This is a genomic window from Roseobacter sp. N2S, assembly GCF_031454055.1.
Classification (GTDB): Bacteria; Pseudomonadota; Alphaproteobacteria; order Rhodobacterales; family Rhodobacteraceae; genus Amylibacter.
In genome coordinates this window covers 470921-492722 of sequence record NZ_JAVDQB010000001.1, presented here as the reverse complement: position 1 = coordinate 492722, position 21802 = coordinate 470921, and the positions used below count along the sequence as shown (strand labels likewise).

17 protein-coding genes are annotated in these 21802 nt (G+C 57.2%); 8 read left to right on the top strand and 9 right to left on the bottom strand.

The annotated features are described in order from the left end of the window. The first annotated feature begins 98 nt into the window (after positions 1-98). From GGE09_RS02410 to GGE09_RS02390, 5 genes are all read left to right on the top strand, one after another. Entirely contained in the window at positions 99-1031 is a 933-nt protein-coding gene (locus GGE09_RS02410) for an ABC transporter substrate-binding protein (RefSeq protein ID WP_309743499.1), read from the top strand. Positions 1032-1152: 121 nt separating this feature from the next. Then, positions 1153-2166, top strand: a complete 1014-nt coding sequence (locus tag GGE09_RS02405; RefSeq protein WP_309743497.1) for a betaine/proline/choline family ABC transporter ATP-binding protein — start codon at positions 1153-1155, stop codon at positions 2164-2166. Then, on the top strand, positions 2167-4149 hold the full coding sequence (locus GGE09_RS02400; protein WP_309743495.1) for an ABC transporter permease subunit: 1983 nt from the start codon (positions 2167-2169) through the stop codon (positions 4147-4149). After that, positions 4146-5021 carry a phosphotransferase gene (locus GGE09_RS02395; RefSeq protein WP_309743493.1) on the top strand — a complete coding sequence of 292 codons (876 nt, stop codon included), beginning with the start codon at positions 4146-4148 and terminating at the stop codon, positions 5019-5021. The genes GGE09_RS02400 and GGE09_RS02395 overlap by 4 nt, the downstream gene beginning before the upstream one ends. An 8-nt stretch (positions 5022-5029) precedes the next feature. Beyond that, entirely contained in the window at positions 5030-7462 is a 2433-nt protein-coding gene (locus tag GGE09_RS02390) for an FAD-dependent oxidoreductase (RefSeq protein WP_309743491.1), read from the top strand. 1 nt (position 7463) lies between these two features. Here the strand turns inward: GGE09_RS02390 and GGE09_RS02385 are convergent, their stop codons facing one another. Then, a complete protein-coding gene (locus GGE09_RS02385) occupies positions 7464-8873 on the bottom strand; it encodes a HAMP domain-containing sensor histidine kinase (protein ID WP_309743489.1) in 1410 nt (469 codons plus the stop codon). Then, a complete protein-coding gene (locus tag GGE09_RS02380; RefSeq protein ID WP_309743487.1) occupies positions 8870-9619 on the bottom strand; it encodes a response regulator in 750 nt (249 codons plus the stop codon). Before GGE09_RS02380 ends, GGE09_RS02385 begins: the two co-directional genes overlap by 4 nt. A gap of 162 nt (positions 9620-9781) precedes the next feature. On the opposite strand from GGE09_RS02380, the gene GGE09_RS02375 reads away from it, so the two are divergent. Genes GGE09_RS02375 through GGE09_RS02365 form a run of 3 tightly spaced genes read left to right on the top strand, consistent with a single transcriptional unit; the run spans position 9782 to position 13105 of the window. Next, complete coding sequence (locus GGE09_RS02375; protein WP_405048520.1) at positions 9782-10297, top strand: (2Fe-2S)-binding protein; 516 nt, start codon at positions 9782-9784, stop codon at positions 10295-10297. Between the two features lies 1 nt (position 10298). After that, positions 10299-12473: a xanthine dehydrogenase family protein molybdopterin-binding subunit gene (locus GGE09_RS02370; RefSeq protein WP_309743483.1), complete on the top strand. Its 2175-nt coding sequence runs from the start codon at positions 10299-10301 to the stop codon at positions 12471-12473. After that, positions 12470-13105, top strand: coding sequence for an Isoquinoline 1-oxidoreductase subunit (locus GGE09_RS02365; RefSeq protein ID WP_309743481.1), 636 nt, complete (start codon positions 12470-12472; stop codon positions 13103-13105). The genes GGE09_RS02370 and GGE09_RS02365 overlap by 4 nt, the downstream gene beginning before the upstream one ends. An 83-nt stretch (positions 13106-13188) precedes the next feature. Here the strand turns inward: GGE09_RS02365 and GGE09_RS02360 are convergent, their stop codons facing one another. The 7 genes from GGE09_RS02360 to GGE09_RS02330 all read right to left on the bottom strand — a co-directional run bounded on the left by GGE09_RS02360 (position 13189) and on the right by GGE09_RS02330 (position 21616). Next, positions 13189-14112 (bottom strand): bifunctional helix-turn-helix transcriptional regulator/GNAT family N-acetyltransferase, encoded by a 924-nt coding sequence (locus tag GGE09_RS02360; RefSeq protein WP_309743479.1) that lies wholly within the window; start codon positions 14110-14112, stop codon positions 13189-13191. Between the two features lie 92 nt (positions 14113-14204). Next, positions 14205-15053 carry a formyltetrahydrofolate deformylase gene (gene purU, locus GGE09_RS02355; RefSeq protein WP_309743477.1) on the bottom strand — a complete coding sequence of 283 codons (849 nt, stop codon included), beginning with the start codon at positions 15051-15053 and terminating at the stop codon, positions 14205-14207. Position 15054: 1 nt separating this feature from the next. After that, the gene (locus GGE09_RS02350; RefSeq protein WP_309743475.1) at positions 15055-15963 is read right to left on the bottom strand and encodes a methylenetetrahydrofolate reductase; all 909 of its coding nucleotides are present in this window, start codon (positions 15961-15963) and stop codon (positions 15055-15057) included. A gap of 66 nt (positions 15964-16029) precedes the next feature. Further along, positions 16030-18000, bottom strand: coding sequence for a TRAP transporter fused permease subunit (locus tag GGE09_RS02345; protein ID WP_309743473.1), 1971 nt, complete (start codon positions 17998-18000; stop codon positions 16030-16032). Between the two features lie 94 nt (positions 18001-18094). Then, positions 18095-19057 carry a TAXI family TRAP transporter solute-binding subunit gene (locus GGE09_RS02340; RefSeq protein ID WP_309743471.1) on the bottom strand — a complete coding sequence of 321 codons (963 nt, stop codon included), beginning with the start codon at positions 19055-19057 and terminating at the stop codon, positions 18095-18097. Between the two features lie 74 nt (positions 19058-19131). Further along, positions 19132-20562 (bottom strand): aminomethyl transferase family protein, encoded by a 1431-nt coding sequence (locus GGE09_RS02335; RefSeq protein WP_309743469.1) that lies wholly within the window; start codon positions 20560-20562, stop codon positions 19132-19134. Between the two features lie 142 nt (positions 20563-20704). After that, on the bottom strand, positions 20705-21616 hold the full coding sequence (locus tag GGE09_RS02330; RefSeq protein ID WP_309743467.1) for a LysR substrate-binding domain-containing protein: 912 nt from the start codon (positions 21614-21616) through the stop codon (positions 20705-20707). Positions 21617-21802 lie beyond the last annotated feature (186 nt).

Here is a 21802-nt window from a genome sequence, read left to right as displayed (position 1 = left end):
ATTTCGAATCCTATTGTATGGTTGCATCATTACCGGTGATCCAAGGGCTTTCGACCCACCTTTAAACTTGGACGCCTTATCAATCAGGGAGTTAAACCATGAAGTATTTATCCGTGGCAGCCGCCGCATTTTTAGCGGTCACACCCGCGCTGGCCCAAGAATCTACTGATCCGATCAAATTGACGCTGCACGACTGGTCCGGACAGTTGATCACCACAACCCTGATGGGCGAAGTGCTGAAAGAAGCAGGCTATAACGTCGAATACGTACAGGCCGATTACATCGCGCAATTTGCAGGGCTGAAAACCGGCGATCTGCATGTGGCCATGGAACTGTGGGAAACCACCGCCCGCGAGGCAATGGACGAGGCCTATGCCACCGGCAACGTGGTCAGTCTGGGCGAAACCGGCATGCAAGCCATCGAGGAATGGTGGTATCCCGCCTATATGGAAGAACGCTGCCCCGGCCTGCCAAACTGGGAAGCCCTGAAAGACTGCGCCGATGCGTTTTCCACACCGGAAACCGCGCCCATGGGGCGGTATCTGGGCGGCCCTGTCACATGGGGCGGCTTTGACGAAGAACGGGTAGAGGCACTGGGTCTGGATTTCGAAGTGGTCCATGCGGGCACCGATGCAGCCTTGTTTGCCGAACTGGAAGCCGCCTATCAGCGCGAAGATCCGATCATGCTGTGGGTTTATTCCCCCCATTGGGCACCTGCGAAATTCAAAGGCAGCTATGTGCAATTCCCGCCTTATTCCGCTGAATGTTACAACGACCCTTCCGTCGGCGTGAACCCGAATGCGGCCTATGACTGTGGCAAACCTTCGGGTCCGATCTGGAAAGCCGCATGGGCAGGACTGGCTGACAAATGGCCAAATGCCGAAAAGGCCATCAAGAACTTCAAAATCAGCAACGAAGACATGGGCGCTATGGTAGCTGATGTAGACCTGAACGGGAAATCCGTGGATGAAACCGTGGCCGCTTGGATGACAGATCACAAAGACACCTGGTCTGCCTGGATCGTCAAGTAAGCCGCTAAACCTGTCGGAGTGCGCTACAATTTGGCGCGCTCCGACTTCCCCTTCCCCCCATCGCTTGCACGATACTGCCCGCCCGCGCCACATCGCCGGGTAACGCCCTATTGAGGACAGAATGACCCGATCCGTAATCCTAGAATGCCGCGATGTCTGGAAGCTCTACGGCCCCCATGCCGAAACGTTTTTACCTAAAAACCCGAGCCCTAAAAAAGGCGATTTGGGCAAAGCAGGGCTGATTGGCGCGGTACGGGCCGCCAATGTGCAAATCTATCAGGGCGAGATTTTTGTGATTATGGGTCTGTCGGGTTCAGGCAAATCCACGCTGGTGCGCTGTCTGTCACGACTTGTCGAACCCACCGCAGGGGAAATCCACTTTGAAGGGGAAAACCTGCTGACCAAATCCGACAAAGAACTGATCAACATCCGCCGCACCAAAATGGGCATGGTGTTCCAGCAATTCGCCCTGTTGCCCCATCTGACCGTGCTTGAAAACGCCGCTTTTCCGCTGGATGTACAAGGGGTTGGCAAATCGGCGCGCCTGAAACGCGCCCGCGAAGTGGTGGAACTGGTCGGTCTGAAAGGCCGCGAGGATTATTACCCCCGTGAACTGTCTGGCGGGCAACAGCAACGGGTCGGTATCGCGCGATCCTTGGCGGTTGAACCCGATCTGTGGTTTCTGGACGAGCCGTTTTCCGCGCTTGACCCGTTGATCCGCCGTGAAATGCAGGATGAATTCATCCGGCTGCAAAATATGCTGCATAAAACCATCGTTTTTATCACCCATGATTTCGACGAAGCAATCCGCCTTGCCGACCGTATCGCCGTGATGAAAGACGGCGCGATCCAACAGGTGGCACGACCCGAAGAACTGGTGCTGAACCCCGCCACGCAATATGTGGCCGAATTCACCCGCCACGTGAACCGCGCCAAAGTGATCACAGCGGGATCGCTGGTTGAACCGGTGTCAGGCGACAGCTTTGCCGGCACCGTCGTCCATAACGCAACGATCGAAAGCATCGGCGATCAGGTCGAAGCGTCAGACCTGCCCCACCGCGTCGAACAGGATGGGGCCGTGATCGGCCAGATCAGCCGCGCCGCAGTCATTGACGTGCTGGTGGGGCGGCGCTGAATGGGACGTTTGCTTACATCCGGCAGGGCCTTTTGGCTGGGGTTGTTTGTCATCACATGGGCTTTGTCCACATGGTCGTTCCAATTGTACAAAGCCTTTGATGCCCGCTGGATTATCCGCTTTCCCAAACACTGGGAACTGCCGTTAGAAGACAACATCAGCCGGTTTTTGAACTGGCTGGTTGAAAGCGCCAATTTTTACTTTTTCACCTTCAAAGACCTGACCCGTGGCATCGCCGCCATCATCGAGGCCCCCTATCAAATCCTGCGCAACCTGCTGATCGAGGGTTTTACCACAGGCTACGGCGACACGGCCGTTCTGCTAGCCCCGTCGCTCGGCTGGGTCGCGGTGGTGGTCTGCGTCATCGCCATTGGCCATTACGCCCGCAACTGGGGCCTGGCGGCTTTGGTGGGCGGATGTTTTCTGTATCTGGCGGTGTTCGGCCAATGGCACAGCGCGATGATCACCCTAGCCTCGGTCCTGATTGCGGTGCCTATCGGCGCGATTGGCGGGCTGTTTCTGGGGATCGCCGCGTTTCGCTCTGTCTGGGTCAACCGCGCGCTGCAACCCGTTCTGGACCTGATGCAAACCGTTCCGGTCTTTGCCTATCTGGTGCCAATCCTGATCCTGTTCGGCTTTGGCCCTGTGGCCGCGCTGGTGGCCACCGTGATCTACGCCATGCCCCCAATGGTGCGGATCACCATCCTTGCCTTGCACGCCGTGCCCGAAGAAATCGTTGAGGCGGGCCGCATGGCGGGCTGCACAAGGCGGCAAATTTTGTGGAAGGTTCAGGTGCCCTCTGCCACGCCGACGTTGATGGTGGGGGTCAATCAAGTGATCATGTTGTCGCTCAACATGGTGATTATCGCGTCGATGATCGGCGCGGGGGGCCTTGGGTTTGACGTTCTGGCAGCCCTGCGCCGTCTGGATATTGGCGGCGGCATAGAGGCAGGTTTGGCCATTGTGGTGATGGCCATCGCACTGGATCGCGCCAGTCAGGCCTTTGGCGCGCGCGGCCAGCGCCCAAAGCGCACAGGCAATCTGCTACAGCGTCATCCTTGGGCCAGCACCGTAGCTTTGGTGATCCTTGCCAATCTGGTTTTGGGGATGATTATCCCCGCATTGCAAACCTACCCCGACAGCCTGACCCTGACCACAGGCCCGTTCTGGGCGGATGCGATGAAATGGATCAACATCAATTTCTACGACACATTCGAAGCGATCAAAGTGGTGGTCCTGCAAGGCTTGCTGCTGCCTGTTAAGAAGTTCTTTAGCGGTATCCCTTGGGCTTGGGGTATTTGTGCCATGGGGCTGATTTCATGGCGCATTGGCGGCTGGAAGCTGGGCCTGATGGCCGCTTTGATGATGGGCTTTATCGCCGCCAGCGGGCTGTGGCCCAAAGCGATGGTGACGATCTATCTGTGCGGTGTGTCCGTTCTGATCGCCACGGTGATTGGTATTCCGCTGGGCATCTGGGCGGCGGAAAAACCCAATGCGGGGCGGGTGATACTCGGGTTGATGGACACGCTGCAAACCCTGCCGAGTTTCGTCTATCTGATCCCCGTGGTGATGCTGTTCCGCGTCGGCGATTTCAGCGCGATGATCGCGGTAGTGTTATACGCGCTGGCCCCTGCGGTGCGCTATGCGGCCCACGGCCTGCGTGATGTGCCCGAACAGATGATCGAGGCCGGTGTCATGGCAGGCTGCACCAAACGCCAGCTTTTATGGCGGATCAAACTGCCACTGGCCACGCCGCAACTGTTGTTGGGGCTGAACCAGACCATCATGCTGGCGATTTCCATGCTGGTTATCACTGCACTGGTCGGCACGCGGGATCTGGGGCAGGAAGTCTATATCGCCCTGACCAAAGCCAACGCAGGCCAAGGCATTGTCGCGGGCCTGTCAGTGGCCTTTATCGCCATCGTCGCAGACCGGATCGTGAATGCCCTGGCAGACGGACAACGCAAAAGGTTGGGCCTATGAGTGAACAAGCCATCACACGGGCCGCAGGCCTAAGCTGTTTTCAAAACCCAAAAGACATCAAACTGCTGGGCGGCGGGATCACCAATGTGAACCTGACGGTGACAGACGAGGGGAAACAATACGTGGTTCGGTTAGGGTCAGATATTCCCGAACACGGGGTGATGCGCTGGAATGAACTGGCCCTGTCACAGGCCGCAGCACAGGCCGGGTTTTCTCCGCAAGTGATCCACCATGAACACGGCGTGCTGGTGTTGGAATTTCTGACTGCAACCACCTTTACCGAACAGGATGTGACCAACCCCGCGAACCTGCCCCGCATCATAGATTTAATGTCCCGCGTTCATCACGAATTAGGGAGGGTGTTAACACAACCCGTGCTGGCCTTTTGGCCCTATCAGGTCAATCGCACCTATATCACACGGCTTAACGCGTCTGGATCGCGCCATAAATCCCTTTTGCCCGACCTGCTGGCACAGGTGAAACGGCTAGAATTCGCTACCGGCCCCGTTGATCTGGTGATCGGCCATAATGACCTGCTGGCGGCCAATATTCTGGATGACGGCACCCGTCTGTGGCTGATCGACTGGGAATACGGCGGTTATAATTCCCCCCTGTTTGATCTGGCGGGGCTGGCATCCAACAACGGTCTAAGCGAACCCCAAGAGCGCGCCATGCTGGAGCAATATTTCAACGCCGCGCCCGACCAATACTGGCGGCCCTATCAGGCGATGAAATGCGCGTCACTGATGCGCGAAACCCTGTGGTCGATGACATCGGAAATCCATTCAGAACTGGATTTCGACTATGCGCAATACACTTCCGAAAACCTCGACAGGCTAACAGCAGCCTTGTCAGACTTTGCAAACACGTAAGGCACGAAATGAAACTCCCGTCCTCATCCAAAATCATCATCGTCGGTGGCGGCATCATCGGCTGCTCCACTGCCTATCACCTTGCGCAAATGGGCCAAGAGGTTCTGCTTCTGGAAAAAGCACAACTGACATCAGGGTCCACATGGCATGCCGCGGGGCTGGTCGGGCAATTGCGATCTAACGCCAATATCACGCGGCTGCTGGGCTATTCGATCGACCTGTATAACACGCTGGAAGCTGAAACAGGGCTGGCCACGGGTTGGAAAATGAACGGCGGGCTGCGGCTGGCCTGTAACGCGGAACGCTGGACCGAGGTGAAACGTCAGGCCACCACCGCCCATAGTTTCGGGTTGGATATGCAGCTATTGACCCCGCAAGAGGCCCAAGATCTGTGGCCCCTGATGGACATCGGCGATGTGGTCGGCGCGGCGTTTTTGCCCACTGACGGCCAAGCCAACCCCGCCGATATTACCCAAGCCCTTGCCAAAGGCGCACGGGCCAAAGGCGCCAAACTGGTCGAACATACCCCCGTGACCGAAATCCTGACGGAAAAGGGTAAAATCATCGGCGTGCGCACCCCGCAGGGCGATGTTATATGCGAAAAACTGGTGCTGTGTTGTGGTCAATGGACCCGCGAACTGGCCAAAACCATCGGTGTCACCGTGCCGCTGGTGTCGGTGGAACACCAGTATATGGTCACCGAACCCTTTGGCGTGCCATCAAACTTGCCCACCCTGCGCGATCCCGACCGCCTAACCTATTACAAGGAAGAGGTTGGCGGGCTGGTCATGGGCGGTTATGAACCGAACGGCATCCCTTGGGCAAAGAACGGTATCCCCGATCCGTTTGATTTCCAACTGCTGGAATCGAACTTCGATCACTTCGAACAACTGGTAGACCTTGCCCTGCCCCGCGTTCCTGCTTTGCAAACGGCGGGTATCAAACAACTGATCAACGGCCCCGAAAGTTTCACCCCTGATGGCAATTTCATCCTTGGGGAAGCCCCCGAAATGACCAATGTTTTTATTGGCGCAGGGTTCAACGCCTTTGGCATCGCATCGGGCGGCGGCGCTGGCATGGCGCTGGCGGAATGGGTGGCCAATGGCGCCCCGCCCTATGATATGTGGCCTGTAGATATCCGCCGCTTTGGTCGCCCCCATGCCGACGAAGACTGGGTGCGCACCCGCACAATGGAAGCATATGGCAAACATTACACAATGGCCTGGCCGTCTGAAGAACACGACAGCGGCCGCCCCTGCCGCCGGTCTCCGCTTTATGACACATTGCTGGCAGGTGGGGCTGTGTTTGGTGAAAAACTGGGCTGGGAACGCCCCAACTGGTTTGCCCAAGACGGCGAGGAAGCCCGCGATATCTACACCTTTGAACGCCCGAACTGGCACAAGGCCGTGGCCCGCGAACATAAGGCCGCACGGGAAGCTGCGGTGCTGTTTGACCAGACATCCTTCGCGAAATTTATCCTCAAAGGGCCTGATGCCGAAGCCGCGTTGAACTGGATCGCCGCAAACCGCGTGGACAAACCTGTTTGGTCGATCATCTACACCCAGATGCTGAACGACAAGGGCGGTATTGAATGTGATCTAACCTGCGTGCGCATTGCGCAGGATGAATATTACATCGTCACGGGCACAGGCTATGCCACCCATGATTTCGACTGGATCGCCCGCAACATTCCCGCAGATATGAACGCGCAACTGGTGGATGTGACATCATCGAACGCAGTGCTGTCCCTGTTTGGCCCCAAAGCCCGCGACATCCTCGCCGCTTGCACCCGTGATGACATCAGCCACGACAGCTTTGCCTTTGGCCAGTCCCGCAAAATCGGCATTGCGGGCTGCCCCGTGCTGGCGCTGCGGATCACCTATGTGGGGGAACTGGGCTGGGAATTGCATCTGCCCGTGGAATACGCATTGACCGTCTATCAGGCGCTGCACGCGGCGGGCGCACCCCTTGGTCTGCGCAACGCAGGCTACCGCGCCATCGAAACCCTGCGGCTGGAAAAAGGCTACCGCGCATGGAGTTCGGACATCGGGCCGGATCACACCCCCGATGAAGCCGGTCTTGGCTGGGCGGTAAAGCTGAAATCCAACATCCCGTTCAGGGGCCGCGCGGCAGTTCAGGCCCAGCGCGAGAGCGGCGTCAAAAAGATCATGGCCACCTTCACCTGCGACGGGGATGTGATCCTGTCAGGGCGCGAAACCATCTATCGCAACGGGGTCAGCTGCGGCTGGTTATCCTCGGCTGGGTTCGGGCATACGCTGGGGCAAAGCATCGGCATGGGCTATGTACGCAGCGATAGCGTGATCGACAAAGACTACGTTATGGCGGGCGACTATGAGCTAGAGGTCGCGACCCTGCGCGTGCCCGCCAAAATAACCCTCGCCCCGCTGTATGATCCCAAGATGGACAGGGTAAAATCCTAAATCAGCCGCGCGGCAGCACGATTGCCGCGCACAAACCCGGATTATTCGCAGATAGAACCACATCGCCGCCATGTTGTTTGGCAATTGCCCGCGCAATCGACAGGCCAAGCCCGACCCCGCCAGTTTCCAGATTGCGGGACTGTTCCAAACGGTAAAACGGCGAGAACACACGCTCGGACTCGGTTTGTGGAATGCCCGGTCCGTGGTCTTCTACCAGAATTGTCACTGTCTGGTCAGAGGCATTCAAGATTACGGTGGCACTGCCGGCATAGCGCACGGCATTTTCCACCAGATTGCGCACCGCACGGCGCAGCGCGTCCGGGCGACAGCGAAAACCGAATTTTCCCGTGTCCACATAGGACACATCAAACCCCAGTTCGGAAAGATCGTCACACAGGCTTTCTAACAGGGCACCCAGTTCGACGTTGCGGGTGGGTTCTGTGGTGGCCTCGCCTTTGGCAAAAGCCAAAGTTGCCTCTGTCATCCGCTGCATTTCATCCAGCGTTTCTGTCATTTTACGGCGCAAATCCGCGTCTTTAATGAATTCAACCCGCAGCCTTAACGTGGTTAACGGCGTCCGCAGATCATGGCCAATCGCCGCCAGCATCCGCGTGCGATCATCCACGAAACGGTGCAGGCGGTCTTGCATGGTGTTAAAGGCCATTTGCAGGTTTCGAATATCATCCGGCCCGCTGTCTGGCATCGCAGGAAGGGTTTCTCCTCGGCCCAACAACTCGGCTGATGTGGTTAACATCCGCAAGGGGCGTGCAATGCGCTGGGCAGCAAAAAACCCGATCAGACACAGGGCAACCCCGGTAATAAGGGTCGTTAGTAAGGACTGCATCAGGCCGGTATCCGACAGATGCCGCTTGTAAAAAACCGCGTTCAGCCACGCCCCATCCGGCAACTGCATCACAAGCCCCAGACCGATCTGGTTTTCAAACGGCAGAACACTGGCAGGGGTTCCAGAAATCCACAGCGGTGACTGCAACGGCTGCCATCCCAAAAAGGGCTTGGTCTGGATGAACGCGTCCTGATCCTTATCCAGCGCCAGAGACTCCGGGGTCGAGCGGTAATGAATGATGTCAGAAAGGGGTTCCAGCAGATAGGCCCGCGACCCCACATACCAATCGCGCCCTTTGGCTTTGGGATCGGTGTCAGATGTCCAGAACCGCGTATAGGTGGTGGCACTGGCCAGCAGAACATCGCGGCGCAGATCATCCGGCATGCCTGCAACCACTTTGCTGAGCGTCGCTGTGCGGCTGATAAACTCGCTTTGTGCGGCCTCTTTCAAAGCGTTTTTACGGCTGCTCCAGGACAGGGCAAATCCGATGCTTTGACCGATGATCAGCGCCACCAACATCAGGCTGACAACCTGCCCGCCCAGACTTCTGCGCCACCGCGCGGTCATTTGGGCACAACCTCGGCCACAAGACTATAGCCGCCACCCCAATGGGTTTGAATGATGGTCGGATTTTTCGGGTCGGTTTCGATTTTCTTGCGCAAGCGGCTGACCTGATTGTCAATGCTGCGGTCAAACGGATCGGCTGTGCGCCCTACGGTCAGATCCAGCAATGCCTCGCGGGTCAGAACCCGCCGTGGATGATCAAGGAACACCTGCAACAGGCGGAATTCGGCAGTGCTCAGCGCAACGCTTAACCCGTCGCGGCTTTCCAGTTCCCGCCGTCCCAAGTTTAGCGTCCACTGATCAAATTGCACCACCCCCGCGTGGCTGGCTTCAGGCGTTGCCTGCTGCACCATCTTAACGCGACGCAAAACCGCCCTGATCCGCGCCAGCAATTCGCGCGGATTGAACGGTTTAACCAAATAGTCATCCGCGCCCAGTTCCAGCCCGATTATCCTGTCGGTTTCATCCGCCAAAGCAGTCAGAAAGATGATCGGCACTTGGGTTTCCGCGCGAATTTTACGGCAAATATCCAGACCGTCCTCATCCGGCATCATGATATCCAGCACAATAAGATCCGCTGACCCCTGTTCCAGAACCGCCCGCAGCGTCGGCCCCCCGTCCGCCAGACTGACGCGGAAATCGTGCTGGGACAGATAAGCACCAACAAGATCGCGGATGTCGCGATGATCGTCGACGACAACAATATGGGGCTTGGCTGGCATGATAATCTTTGCGCTTGGGTCGGCCAAGGATAGTACACCGCCACCCGCCATGCACATCAAAAAGTGTAATAAAGTTTCACAGGATCGGCGGCCGGGGCCGAGGCCTGATACAATTTGATACAGTTTTCCCTGATCCGGGCACATCTTTGCGACAGGTCGCTGCTATCCTAGGGGCTGCAAAGCAAGCCAATGGTTCGGACCGGCGCGCTTATCATCATTTTAAGGAGTCGCGCATTGGCTATCCATTTCGACCTAAACGGCGCAGCCGTCAGTTTTGACGGCGACCCTGAAACGCCTTTGCTCTGGGCGATCCGCGATCATTTTGGGCTGACGGGCACTAAATACGGCTGCGGCGTGGCGCAATGCGGGGCCTGCACTGTGCATGTAGACGGTAAAAACCGCCGCGCCTGCGTTGCCCCGGTGGCAAGCGTCGCAGACCGCTCTGTCACCACAATAGAGGGCCTGGACGGCCAGATCGCCGATGCGGTCCAGCAGGCTTGGGCCGATATCAATGTGCCGCAATGTGGCTATTGCCAGTCCGGTCAGGTGATGTCGGCAATTGGCTTGCTGGCCCTGAACCCCACCCCTACGGACGCTGAAATTGACGGCGCAATGGCGGGCAACATCTGCCGTTGCGCAACCTATGTGCGCATTCGCAAAGCCATTCACCAAGCCGCGCAAGCCGCCGCAAAAGGGACCCCTTGATATGACCCGCACGATTTCCCGCCGTTCTTTTCTGGCGTCCACTGGTGGCGCACTCGTGATTTCGATGTTCCTGCCCACACTGGCGCGGGGGCAGGCGCTGCGCCGGATGCGCCCCGAAGAAATGCGCGATGTGCCCGCAACGCCAAACGCCTTTTTGCGCATTGGTGCGGATGACCGCGTAACCGTTTTGTCCAAACACATCGAATTTGGCCAAGGGACTTTTACTGGTCTCGCCACCCTTGCCGCCGAAGAGCTGGACGCCGATTGGGCGCAGATGAAGGTTGAAATGTCCCCTGCGGATGTGACGCTTTATGCCAACCTGAACATGGGCCAGCAGGGCACAGGGGGGTCATCTTCTATGGCCAACAGCTATTACCAGATGCGCAAGGCAGGGGCCTCCGCACGCGCTATGCTGGTCAGTGCCGCTGCACAGGCTTGGGGTGTGCTCGAAAGCGAAATCACCGTGGAACGCGGCGTGATTGCCCATGGCCCCAGCAACCGAAAATCAGGATTTGGCGCCTTTGCGCAGGCAGCTTCCCAATTGCCCGCGCCAATCGACCCGCCGCTGAAAGACCCTGAAACCTTTCGACTGATCGGCACAGATGTGACGCGGGTGGATGCGCTGGATAAATCCACTGGCAAAACCGTTTACACCGTTGATCTGGTCCGCCCCGATATGGTGCAAAGCGCAGTCCTGCATCCCCCTGCTTTCGGGGCCACTGTTGCCGATCTGGACTCCTCGGATACGCTGGCAATACCTGACGTCCTAGAGGTGCATCAACTGACCCGTGGCATCGCGGTTTTCGCAAAAACCCGCTATGCCGCCCAAAAAGGCGTCGCGGCCCTGAAGGTGGATTGGGATACAACCAAGGCCGAATTGCGCGACAGTGCAGACATGTTCCAAACCTATGCGCAGGCGGCGCAGACCCCGGGCGCACAGGCTGAACTGCGGGGCGAAGGCGCCGCCGCGCTGGAAACCGCCACCAAACAGATCACCGCAGAGTATCAGTTTCCCTTCCTGCCCCACGCCCCGATGGAGCCCATGGGCGCTGTGGCCGAGGTCAACAGCGAGTCCGCGGAAATCTGGATGGGCACCCAATTGGTCACCCGCGACCAGCAACAAATCGAAACCGTTCTTAGCCTGCCGCCGGAAAAAATCCACCTGCATCCGATGCTTACGGGGGGCAGTTTCGGGCGGCTGGGCACACCCGACGCCGAATTCGCCGAAGAAGTGGCCTTGGCTGCAAAAGCATGGGGCAAAGGGCCGATCAAACACCTGTGGAGCCGTGAAAACGATCTGCGTGGCGGGCGCTATCGCCCCATGTCCGTGCACCGCCTGCGCGGGGGCATCGACGCACAGGGCAACATCACCGCTTGGGATCAAGTGATTGCCATCCAGTCCTTCATGCAAGGCACTGCCTTTGGCGGCGCTGTACGGGACGGCATCGACCGATCAGCAGTCGAGGGCGCACGCGGGATGCCTTATAATATTCCCAATCTAAACATCGGCTTACATCTGATGGAAAACGGGGTCTTGTCAAACTTCTGGCGTTCGGTGGGCAGCAGTCACACCTGTTATTCCGTCGAAACCTTTCTGGACGATCTGTTCGCGCTTGGCGGCCAAGACCCGATTGCGGGGCGGATTGCCTTGATCGGGGATGAAAACGCGCGGTTGCGCAATGTGTTGTTGCGGGTGGCAGATATGGCCAATTGGGCAGGGGCTAAAAGCCAGCCCAACCGCGCCTTAGGGGTTGCTGTGGTCAAATGTTTCCGCAGCTATGTGGCCGAAATAGCCGAGGTTTCAGTGGGGCCAGACGGCCTGCCAATGGTGCATAAAATCTGGTGCGCCGTGGATTGCGGTGTTGCGATCAACCCCGATCAGGTCCGCGCCCAAATGGAAGGCGGCATCGGTTTCGCCCTTGGCGCTGCCCTGTACGGCGAGGTCACCATCGGCAAAGGCGGCAGGCCGGAACAAGGCAACTTTGACAGTTTCCGCTCTTTGCGTATGTCTGAAATGCCAGAGGTTGAGGTCTCCATTGTCAAATCCGCCGCTGATCCAACGGGGGTCGGGGAACCGGGCGTGCCGCCCGTCGCCCCTGCCGTTGCCAACGCATGGCGCGCGCTGACCCAGACCAACCTACGTGTTTTACCGTTTAGCAAAGGGGTTTTGGCATGACCATCCGCCTGAAAGATTTCACCAAACACAGCTTTGGCCTTTGGGTCGCGGTCGCGCTCCTCTCGTTTGGGCGGCCCGTCCTGGCGGACACTGTTACGCCCGATCTGCGCAGCCCTGCGGATTTTGACCATATCACGCAGGACGAGGATCGTTCCAAGGCGTTGTTCACCGAAATGGGCAAAGTCATTGAAAGCCCACGCTGTATGAATTGCCATCCGCGCGGCGACAGTCCGACCCAATTCCTTGGTCAGTTGCACGTTCCGCCTGTGTCACGCGGGCCTGCGGGGCATGGTGTTGCGGGCTTGGAATGTTCCACCTGTCACGGCGACACCAATGTCACCTTTCCCGAAGGCACCCGCAGCATTCCGGGCAATCCCGACTGGCATCTTGCCCCTGCAACAATGGCGTGGCAGGGCAGCACCCTTGGCGAAATTTGCGCCCAGTTGAAAGACCCTGAACGCAACGGCGGCAAGACTCTGGCCGAAGTCCAACACCATACCGCAGAAGACCCTTTGGTCGGATGGGCCTGGACCCCTGGCACGGGCCGCACCCCCGCGCCCGGGTCGCAGGACATTTTTGGCGCGCTGACACTGGCATGGATCGAAACCGGCGCGGCTTGTCCTGATTTGTAACCCCCCCCAGTTGCCCCTGACGGTGTCTTATATGACCGGTCAGGGGTAACACTTTCGCCGCGCCGTGCTTTTGCGCCGCGCCGTTACAGATCGCGGCCCCAGACCTGCCCGATCAAATCCTTACCAAAGCTGTGATGGGGGGTTTCCTCTAACAACTCGAACCCCGTGGCCTGATAGATTTTGCGGGCGGCGACCAGCACATCGTTGGTCCACAGCTCCATCCGCCGATAGCCTTTGGCTTGAGCGAACCGAATACATTCTTCAACCAAGCGGCGACCCAAACCCAGCCCGCGCGCCGAAGACTCTACATAAAGCATACGTAATTTGGCGGTTTCCCCGTCCTGTTTCACCAGAAAAACCGACCCGATAATCTCGCCCTCCCGTTCTGCGACCCAGCATTTTTCCTTGTCAGGATCAAACTCTTTGACGAATTGTCCCACGATTTCAGCCACTAAGGCTTCGAACGTCCAATCCCACCCGTATTCTTTGGTATAAAGGCGCGCCTGCTGGCAGATGATCCAGCCCAGATCGCCGGGTTCAGGGTCGCGCAGAATAAAGGTGGCGGGTTTGGGGGCATCATCCAGCAAGCGGCGGATTTTGGACATTGCGCCGATCAATTCACGGCGATCTGGATCCGATAACGGGTCCAATAGGGCAGCGGCTTCTTGGGCAGAATTGGCGTTCAAGCCCGCATAGACCGTTTGCCCCTTATCCGTCAGCGTCAGTGCCAACCGCTTGGCATTGTCTTTGGACGGCAGACGGTTGATCAACCCGTCATCTGCCAATGCAGATACCAAACGGCTTAGATAGCCTGAATCCATTCGCAAGACCGCCCCTAGATCCCGCGCGGAAGGGGGGGTGTCATGGGGGGCTGTGGCGATTTCGTACAAGACCCGCACTTGTGGCAGCGCGTAATCCGAGGCGAGTAAATGTTCGTTCAAAGCCCCCACAAGACGGGTGTGAAATCGGTTGAAATCCCGAAAGGCGGCGACATCCTGTGATAGCATGTTGATAGAATCCTCATGTATGCTGACTTTAGCAACATACATGAGGATTACTCAAAAACAAGACGGGATGAACCCGCGCTGCCGTGCCTTGATTAGCGGCGGAAGACGACAGTTCTGTTGCCGTTCAACAAGACGCGATCTTCAAGGTGGTTGCTGACCGCACGGGCCAGAACGCGGCGCTCAATGTCACGCCCGATGCGGATCAAATCCTCTGGCGTGTCCGAATGGCAAACCCGCTCTACGTCTTGGGAAATGATCGGGCCCTCATCCAGATCACCTGTCACATAATGCGCCGTTGCCCCAATCATTTTCGCGCCCAAAGCATGGGCTTGGTGATAGGGTTTCGCGCCCTTGAACCCGGGCAGGAAGCTGTGGTGGATGTTGATGCAGCGCCCCGAAAGATAGGTAGAAAATTCGCCTGACAGAACCTGCATGTAACGGGCTAGGATCACCAGTTCAGCGCCAGTTTCTTCGATCAAAGCCTGAATTTGCGCTTCTTGCGCGGCTTTGGTTTCGCGGGTGACTGGCAGGTGGTGGAACGGGATGGCAGGGTCTTCGGTCAGGCCGATTGCTTCCAGCGGGTGGTTCGACACGATGCCGACAACCTCGATGTTCAACTCTCCGATGCGGGCGCGATACAGCAAGTCTACCAGACAGTGATCAAACTTTGACACCATGATCAAAACACGACGTTTTTCGCTGGCAGCCCGCAGGCTCCATTCCATATCAAAACGGGTGGCGATGGCCTGAAAGCTGGTTTCAAAACCCGCAACGCCTGCGTCGCCGTCAAATTCGACCCGCATGAAAAAATTATCGGTGGTGCTGTCATCGAACTGCTGGGCGTCTACGATGTTACAATCCGCATCGGCAAGCGCTTGGGCTGCTGCGGCGACAATACCGATACGGTTCTTACAAGAGAGGGTAAGGACATGGCGGGACATATTAATTTCCTTCATGGGGGGGAGGTGCGTTATGGGACAGCCACTCTGCGCTGGCGGGAATGCCGCCAAGTGGGAACAGATGGGCTTGTTGGATTCCGGGTATGTGTGTTGCGTGCTCTGCTAAATCTGTTGCAAGGTCTGTTGGCGCGTAAGGCGTCATCAGTTTTGTGACATCAGCCGCCCGTTTCCGCAAGACACCAATAGATGGCCCAACGCCGCAGGCAATGGCATATTTTATCAAAGTTTGCAGTTTCGCCGGACCCGCCAGCCCCACATGGATCGGCAGGTCGATTCCTGCCGCCTGAATGCGCCGTGCCCAAGACACCACAGGATCGGCGTCAAAGACGAATTGCGTGACAATTGCCATCTGCGCATCGCTTCGTTCAGACAGGGCCTGCTTCCACGCCAGCGCCTGCATCACCTGCTCATCGCCGCCATCTGTGTCGATATCTGTATTGCCCTCAGGGTGGCCAGCTACATGCAATCGGGTAAAGCCTGCACGGTCAAATGCCCCTGAGTCCAACAGTTGCATCGAACTGTCGAATGCGCCCGCTGGCACTGCCACACCGCCCGCTAGAACCAACGCTTGTGTAACACCTGCTTCATTTCCATAAGCACTTAGCCAGTGTTCAAACGTCTTTTGGTCGGGCACCAAACGGGCGGGAATATGGGGCATCGGGGTATAGCCCGCATCCCGAAGACGTTTCGCAGTGGCGACCATATCCGCAATCGGCGTGCCTGCTATATGCGCGATATAGACCCGCGTGCCTTTGGGGAACAGCCCGTCGATGTCAGGCAGTTTGGCCAAAGTCTTTGGCATCACTTCTACCGAACAGCCGTCCAGAAATCTTGACAGGATCGCAGGGGGCGCCAGCGCAACAGCTGGTTTGCGTTTCAGAAAGGAAATCATCAATCTGGTCCTTACCCGTGCAGTTGGGCATTATGTGTTTAGGGGGGCGGGGGCCTGACGGGGATGTCAGGCCCCCTCGGGTGTGAGGGGCGTTTCACTGGCGGTATCTGGCAGGCCTGCGCGCCGTCTGGTCCAGTCTAGAACAATCAGACCGCCACCCAGAGCCAAACCTAGCAAGTTCAGCATATGCGAACCGCCAAAAAGATTTACCGGAATGATCAAACAGATCCCGGCAATCCCATAGGCAATCCGTTGCAGGATCGGGATCAGACGCAGCGAATAGCCTGTGAATCCTGCCGCAATCAGCCAGACAGCGATCAGTGCGGTGGCCACGTCAATGACGGTTTCCACAACACCGCCGCGAAACAAAAGCGTATCCGAAAAGATAAACAGGAAGGGGATCACAAAGGCCGACCAGCCAAACCGAACCGCTGCAAATCCGGTGCGCATCGGTCTGGAGCCACTAATAGACGCAGCCGCAAAGGCCCCGATGGCCACAGGCGGGGTGATCATCGACAGCATCCCGTAATAAAAGATGAACAAATGCGCTGCCAGCGGATCAAGACCGATTTCGATCAAAGCCGGTGCCACAAGGGTCGCCAGCAGGATATAAACCCCGACGGTTGGCATCCCCATGCCCAGCACGATGCTGACGCCGCCCGTCAGCAACAACAGTGCAATCACACTGCCACCCGCCAAAGCAACCAGTGACAAAGCCAGTGAAAAGCTAAGCCCCGTCACGTTCAAAACCCCGATCACAATCCCCGCCAAAGGCGCGATCATAAAGATATCAAGAACCCCCAGGCCGGTGGTGCGAAACACCCCAAGCAGGCTTTTGGTGTTCAGCCGTTGCCCCCGATAACCGATGACCAAACCGCTGACCAGCACCGCCACCAGCGCATAGATCGCCGCCAGATCAAGCGAGAAGTTCAGCCAGAAAATCCCTGCGATCAGGATGATAAACGGAATGGGTATGAACCAGCCTGCCTTTAGAACATCGGCCGTTTTCGGGATATCACTTTCGGGAACACGTTTGATGCCGTGGCGTGCGGCCTCTAGGTCAACCTGAATGAACAGGGCGGCAAAATAGATAACCGCAGGGATCAGCGCGGCAATGGTGATGGTGGCGTAAGACACCTGCAAGAATTCCGCCATCAAAAACGCGGCAACCCCCATCACAGGCGGCATCAACTGCCCCCCCGTAGAGGCCACGGCCTCGACCGCGGCGGCCACATGTGGGCGATAGCCGGCCCGTTTCATCATCGGGATGGTCACCACACCTGTAGACACCACATTGGCCACAACACTGCCCGAGATTGTGCCAAACAATGCCGAAGCAATGATCGCAATCTTGGCTTGGCCGCCGCGGTAACGCCCCATCAGGGCCATGGCAATATCGGTGAAAAACATCGACCCGCCGGACAGGAACAACCCCTGCCCGAACAGAACAAAGGCCACAACCACCGTCACAACAATCATCGTCGGCGTGCCCAGAATGGCACTGGTGTTCCACGTCAGGTAATAGGTCAGGCTGTTCACAGAAACCCGCCGCCCCATCAGTTCCCCTGGCAACATATAGGCCGTCAGACCCAGCACCAGGAACCCCGTAGCCACCAGCATGATCGGCAGTCCCGCCGTGCGCCGCGCGCCCTCTAGCAGCAAGGGGATCAACACAAAACCCGCCGCCAGACTTTGCGGCGATTTAAAAGACGAGGTCGAAAATTCAGGAAATTTCAGCGCCACAAACACACAGGCCGCAAGGCCAAGGGCAGCCAGCGCAATATCGTACCACGGCACAGGGCCGGTACGTTCACGGCCAGCCCCAGCGGGCGTGTGCAAAAAGACCAGCGCGATGGCCAGACCCAACATCACCGCGCCGAATTGTTCGGGGTAAATCAACACGCCCACACGGCGCAGCAGGTCAAAGGCCCAGACAATAGTGCCAATTGGCAAGGCAGAGGCAAGGCAAGCGATCAGAACGGACATCGCTGGGGATGCGCGGTATTCGGATTCGGGAGTGCTATCGGTTTTTTCCATGGAAACGGTCTCCGTACGCAGGGGGCGGGGGTGCCGCCTGCAAGGCAGCAGGTGCCGGATGGCCCCGTAAAGGCGGGCCATCCGGTCAGGAGATTTAGTTTTTTGGCGCAGTCATGCCAAGCGCATCATAGGCACTGATCGCGCCCGGATGATACGACACACCGGGAATTTCCGGAGCCATGTTTGCAGGTTCAAACCGTGCCATCGCCTTATAGGTTTCCGCCAGCATGTCTTTGTTGTCATGCACAGCTTTGGTGATTTTGGCCACAGTTTCATCCGCAACAGTGTCGTTACAGAACATGATAACATCAAAGGTAATCACGTTGGTCGGCTCTACGATTTGGGGCGCTTTCGCGCTGGGTTCTACCACGGAAAAATAGGCCCCCGGCAGGCTTTTGCTCATGATTGCACGGGTTTCTTCGGTGTCATCAGCCTGAAGCGCCTTTAGGCCGCCAACGGAACTGTCCACCTCAAGCACTTTTGCAGTGCCAATGGAAAACGCAAATGTATCATTGCGCCCCGTTGAAAAATCCTCGGCGGCTTGAACGATGCTTTGTGCGGGGATGGAGGTCACGTCATCCCGTGTCAGACCACCCACCGCAAGGAAAGTTTCATAAACCGCCCCGATCGCAAGCTGTGCGTTCAATTCACTTGGCACCCGTTTGCCTTTCAGATCGGCAACCGAATTGATGTCGGAATCCTTGCGCACATACATGGCCAGTTGCGAAGGCAGCACAGCAGCAACCATGCGCAAGGACGGATGAGCGCCGTCTTTTTCATAATAGGCCGTACCGTTGACGAAATAGGCAAGATCAAAGGCGACGTTGATGCCACATTCGGCCTCGCCCCCCGCGACGGCTGGCATCGGAGACCCGCCAGCAGGCACAACCACCATGCGCAGGTCTGTGGTCTGGGTCACCGATTTGGCAACCGCAGACCCGATTGAATGGGCCAGCCCACCCGGATTTGTGGTGGATAGGGTAATCACTTGCGCACCTACAGATGTGGCACCCAGTGTCATTGCTGCGGCAAAGGCCGCTGTTGTAATCCTGTTCATTTAAGACTCCTCCCTGGATTAAAATTTAGGATAGTGGTTGGGGGCCCGTCCGTTGTTGACAACGCGGGCTGACCTCAGGCAGCGGTTTTACCGATGCCCGAGCGTTTCATTTGCTGCACGGCCAAAGCATAAGGCGCTTGCGCAACAGTTGCGCGCACCTTGAATTGGCGGTGTTTTTCAACCTGCGCCTTGGCGGTTCCCCCGTCTGGCTCCCCCCAAACGATGGTCACTTGCGTGCCGGTTTCGGCATAGGCCGCATCAACAACCGCAATGGACAGTTGTTCTGCTTCATTGCCGCTGTAGCCGGTGAAACCGGACATGCCCACCAGATTGCCATTCTGATCACACACCTCGTCAGCCTGTGGAAACCCATAAGACGCAACCGGCATTTCCAGATATTTGTAAGGCGTTTCAGCCTGATACAAAGAGCCTTGGATCGTCGCCACATCGGCCTTGTTCCACACCAGCGTAACCTTGCGCCGCTGCGGCGCGTCGGCCAAGGCTTCGAGGGCTTCGCGGCCAATGAAATCATGGTCGAATTTGACCAAACGCCCAAGACCCATGTCATAGGGGGTCAGGTAATAATCCTCGATGGATTGCCCGACGAAACTGCCGCTTAACTGTGCCTTACCAGCCCAAGAGTCCGCCGAAACCCATTCACGAAAGCCGCGCAATTCCGGAGAGGTATAGACCGCAGGCACCGGATAAGCCAACCAGCCCCCCTCGCTTGGGGTGCTGAAATACGCCAGACGCCCGGCCTGTTTCAGCCCATGTTCGCGCCCCGCTTCCAACAAGGCTGCACGAACTTTGTCGCCGTCTGCATAAGGGCCGGACAATTCCACCCCTTTATGCCCTGCCATGCCGTGGCGCAGGGCCATAACCTCGCAGCCTGCGATGCGCACTTTGGCGGTGTTGAAGAATTTGATGTCAGGCGCCGCGCCTTCGACAACCGATTGGAAAATGGTCTCTGCATTCGGGCCATCCATACCAAACCGAAAGAACGTACGCCCTTCTGTATTGGCCGAGGTTTGCAAATCCCGCGTCACGGTCACATCATAATCCCCACAGATCGCATTGTAATGGACCCAATCCTGCAGGTGCATCCCCGAGACCAGCTCAAAGCTGTCTTCTGCCAGATATTGCAAAACGGATTCACCAATTACCTGACCCTGTGGGTTACAGGCTATATATTGTTTTGCCTTGCCGGGGCCAAAGGTGGAAAACCCGTTGATCCCCAGTTTCATCAGCAATTTCAGCGCATCAGGGCCTTTCAAAAACAGCTCTGGCATATGGTGGGACTGGTCAAACAACACAGCCGTTTCTCGCCATGCTTTCTGTTCATCCCGCCAGTTGGTGAATTCAGCAGGCACCGGCGATGGACCCGGACGGTTGCGACTGTGCGGCGCTTGAGTTTCGTTTCTGAAATAGGTGATCAGATCAGGATTTGCATCGATCAGGTCTTGCAAAGAACGTGTTGCGTCCAGCGTCATAGTGGTCTCTCCCATTGCCCGCCCGATCCATTGTTTACATCTGGGCGTGTCGGTTTTTTCGTCTGAGACTATTTCTGCACAGGGAAAGGTGAACTGAATAGATGGCATTTATCCGAGTGTGATACAGTTTACGCATCACTCAAAATGCAGCGATCTATCAAGGCATTTCGGACTGAAACCTGATCGCGGCCCGTTTCACCATATCGGCAAAATACTCTGCCAGCGGCGTCAAGGGCATGTCTTTGCGGCGCACCAGACAGATCTGCGTGCCCTGCATGGTTTCCGCCAAATCGAGCACATCAAACAGCGCGCTATCAATCGGCGAGCCCAGCATAGTGCGCGGTAAAATCGTCAACAAATCGCTGCTGGCAACCACAACCAGCGTTGTCGTCGCCGAGGCCGTGTTCAGCACCACATTCGGCTGGATCAACCCCTGGGACAAAAAAGGCTTGGCAATATAAGCCTCATTCGCCCGATCAGACAGTGTAGGGCGCACCCATTCCGCATCCGTCAATTCAGTCAGGCTTTTGCTTTTGGCCAGCGGATGGCCTTTGCGCGCGACCACCACCCAATTGTGATCAAACAGTTTTTCAACAATGTAACGGGATTCATTGGCGACATCGCGGAAAGGGGCCACACAGAAATCTATCTGCCCGCTCAAAATCTGTGGCTCTACGGCGTGAAAGAACCCCTCGCCTACCTTCAGATTGGCCTTTGGATATTTGGCATGAAAACTGCGAAACGCACGCGGAACCAAGGCCAGCGATGACACACCAGACATGGCCACAGACACATCGCCAATCATCTGGCCATTCATCTGGTCGATTTCTTCACGGGCACGGCGCAGTTCGGACTGCACCGCAATCGCCCGTTTCAAAAAGGCATTGCCGATGGCCGTCAAGCGAACACCCTGCTGGTGACGTTCAAAAACCGGCACCCCCAATTCCCGCTCCACCTCGCGAATGCTGCGGGTAATCGAGGGCTGAGACACCCCCAAATGCCGCGCCGCCGCCCGCAAACTGCCCAATTCAGCCGCAGCGACAATATCCCTGAGGTGTGTCAATTTCATAAACCTATCGCCCAGCTTGATCTTACCTGTCCGGAGCAACCCTTAGCGCATAATCCCAAACCAATCCATCAGATCAAACACCGGCAACAAGGGGAAACGACCGGCAAACCGATCAACGATGGACAAACGGCCCAGTAGAAACCCTAAGTTCGTCAGAGGCGCATAAATGATGGTCTAGGGACCAGA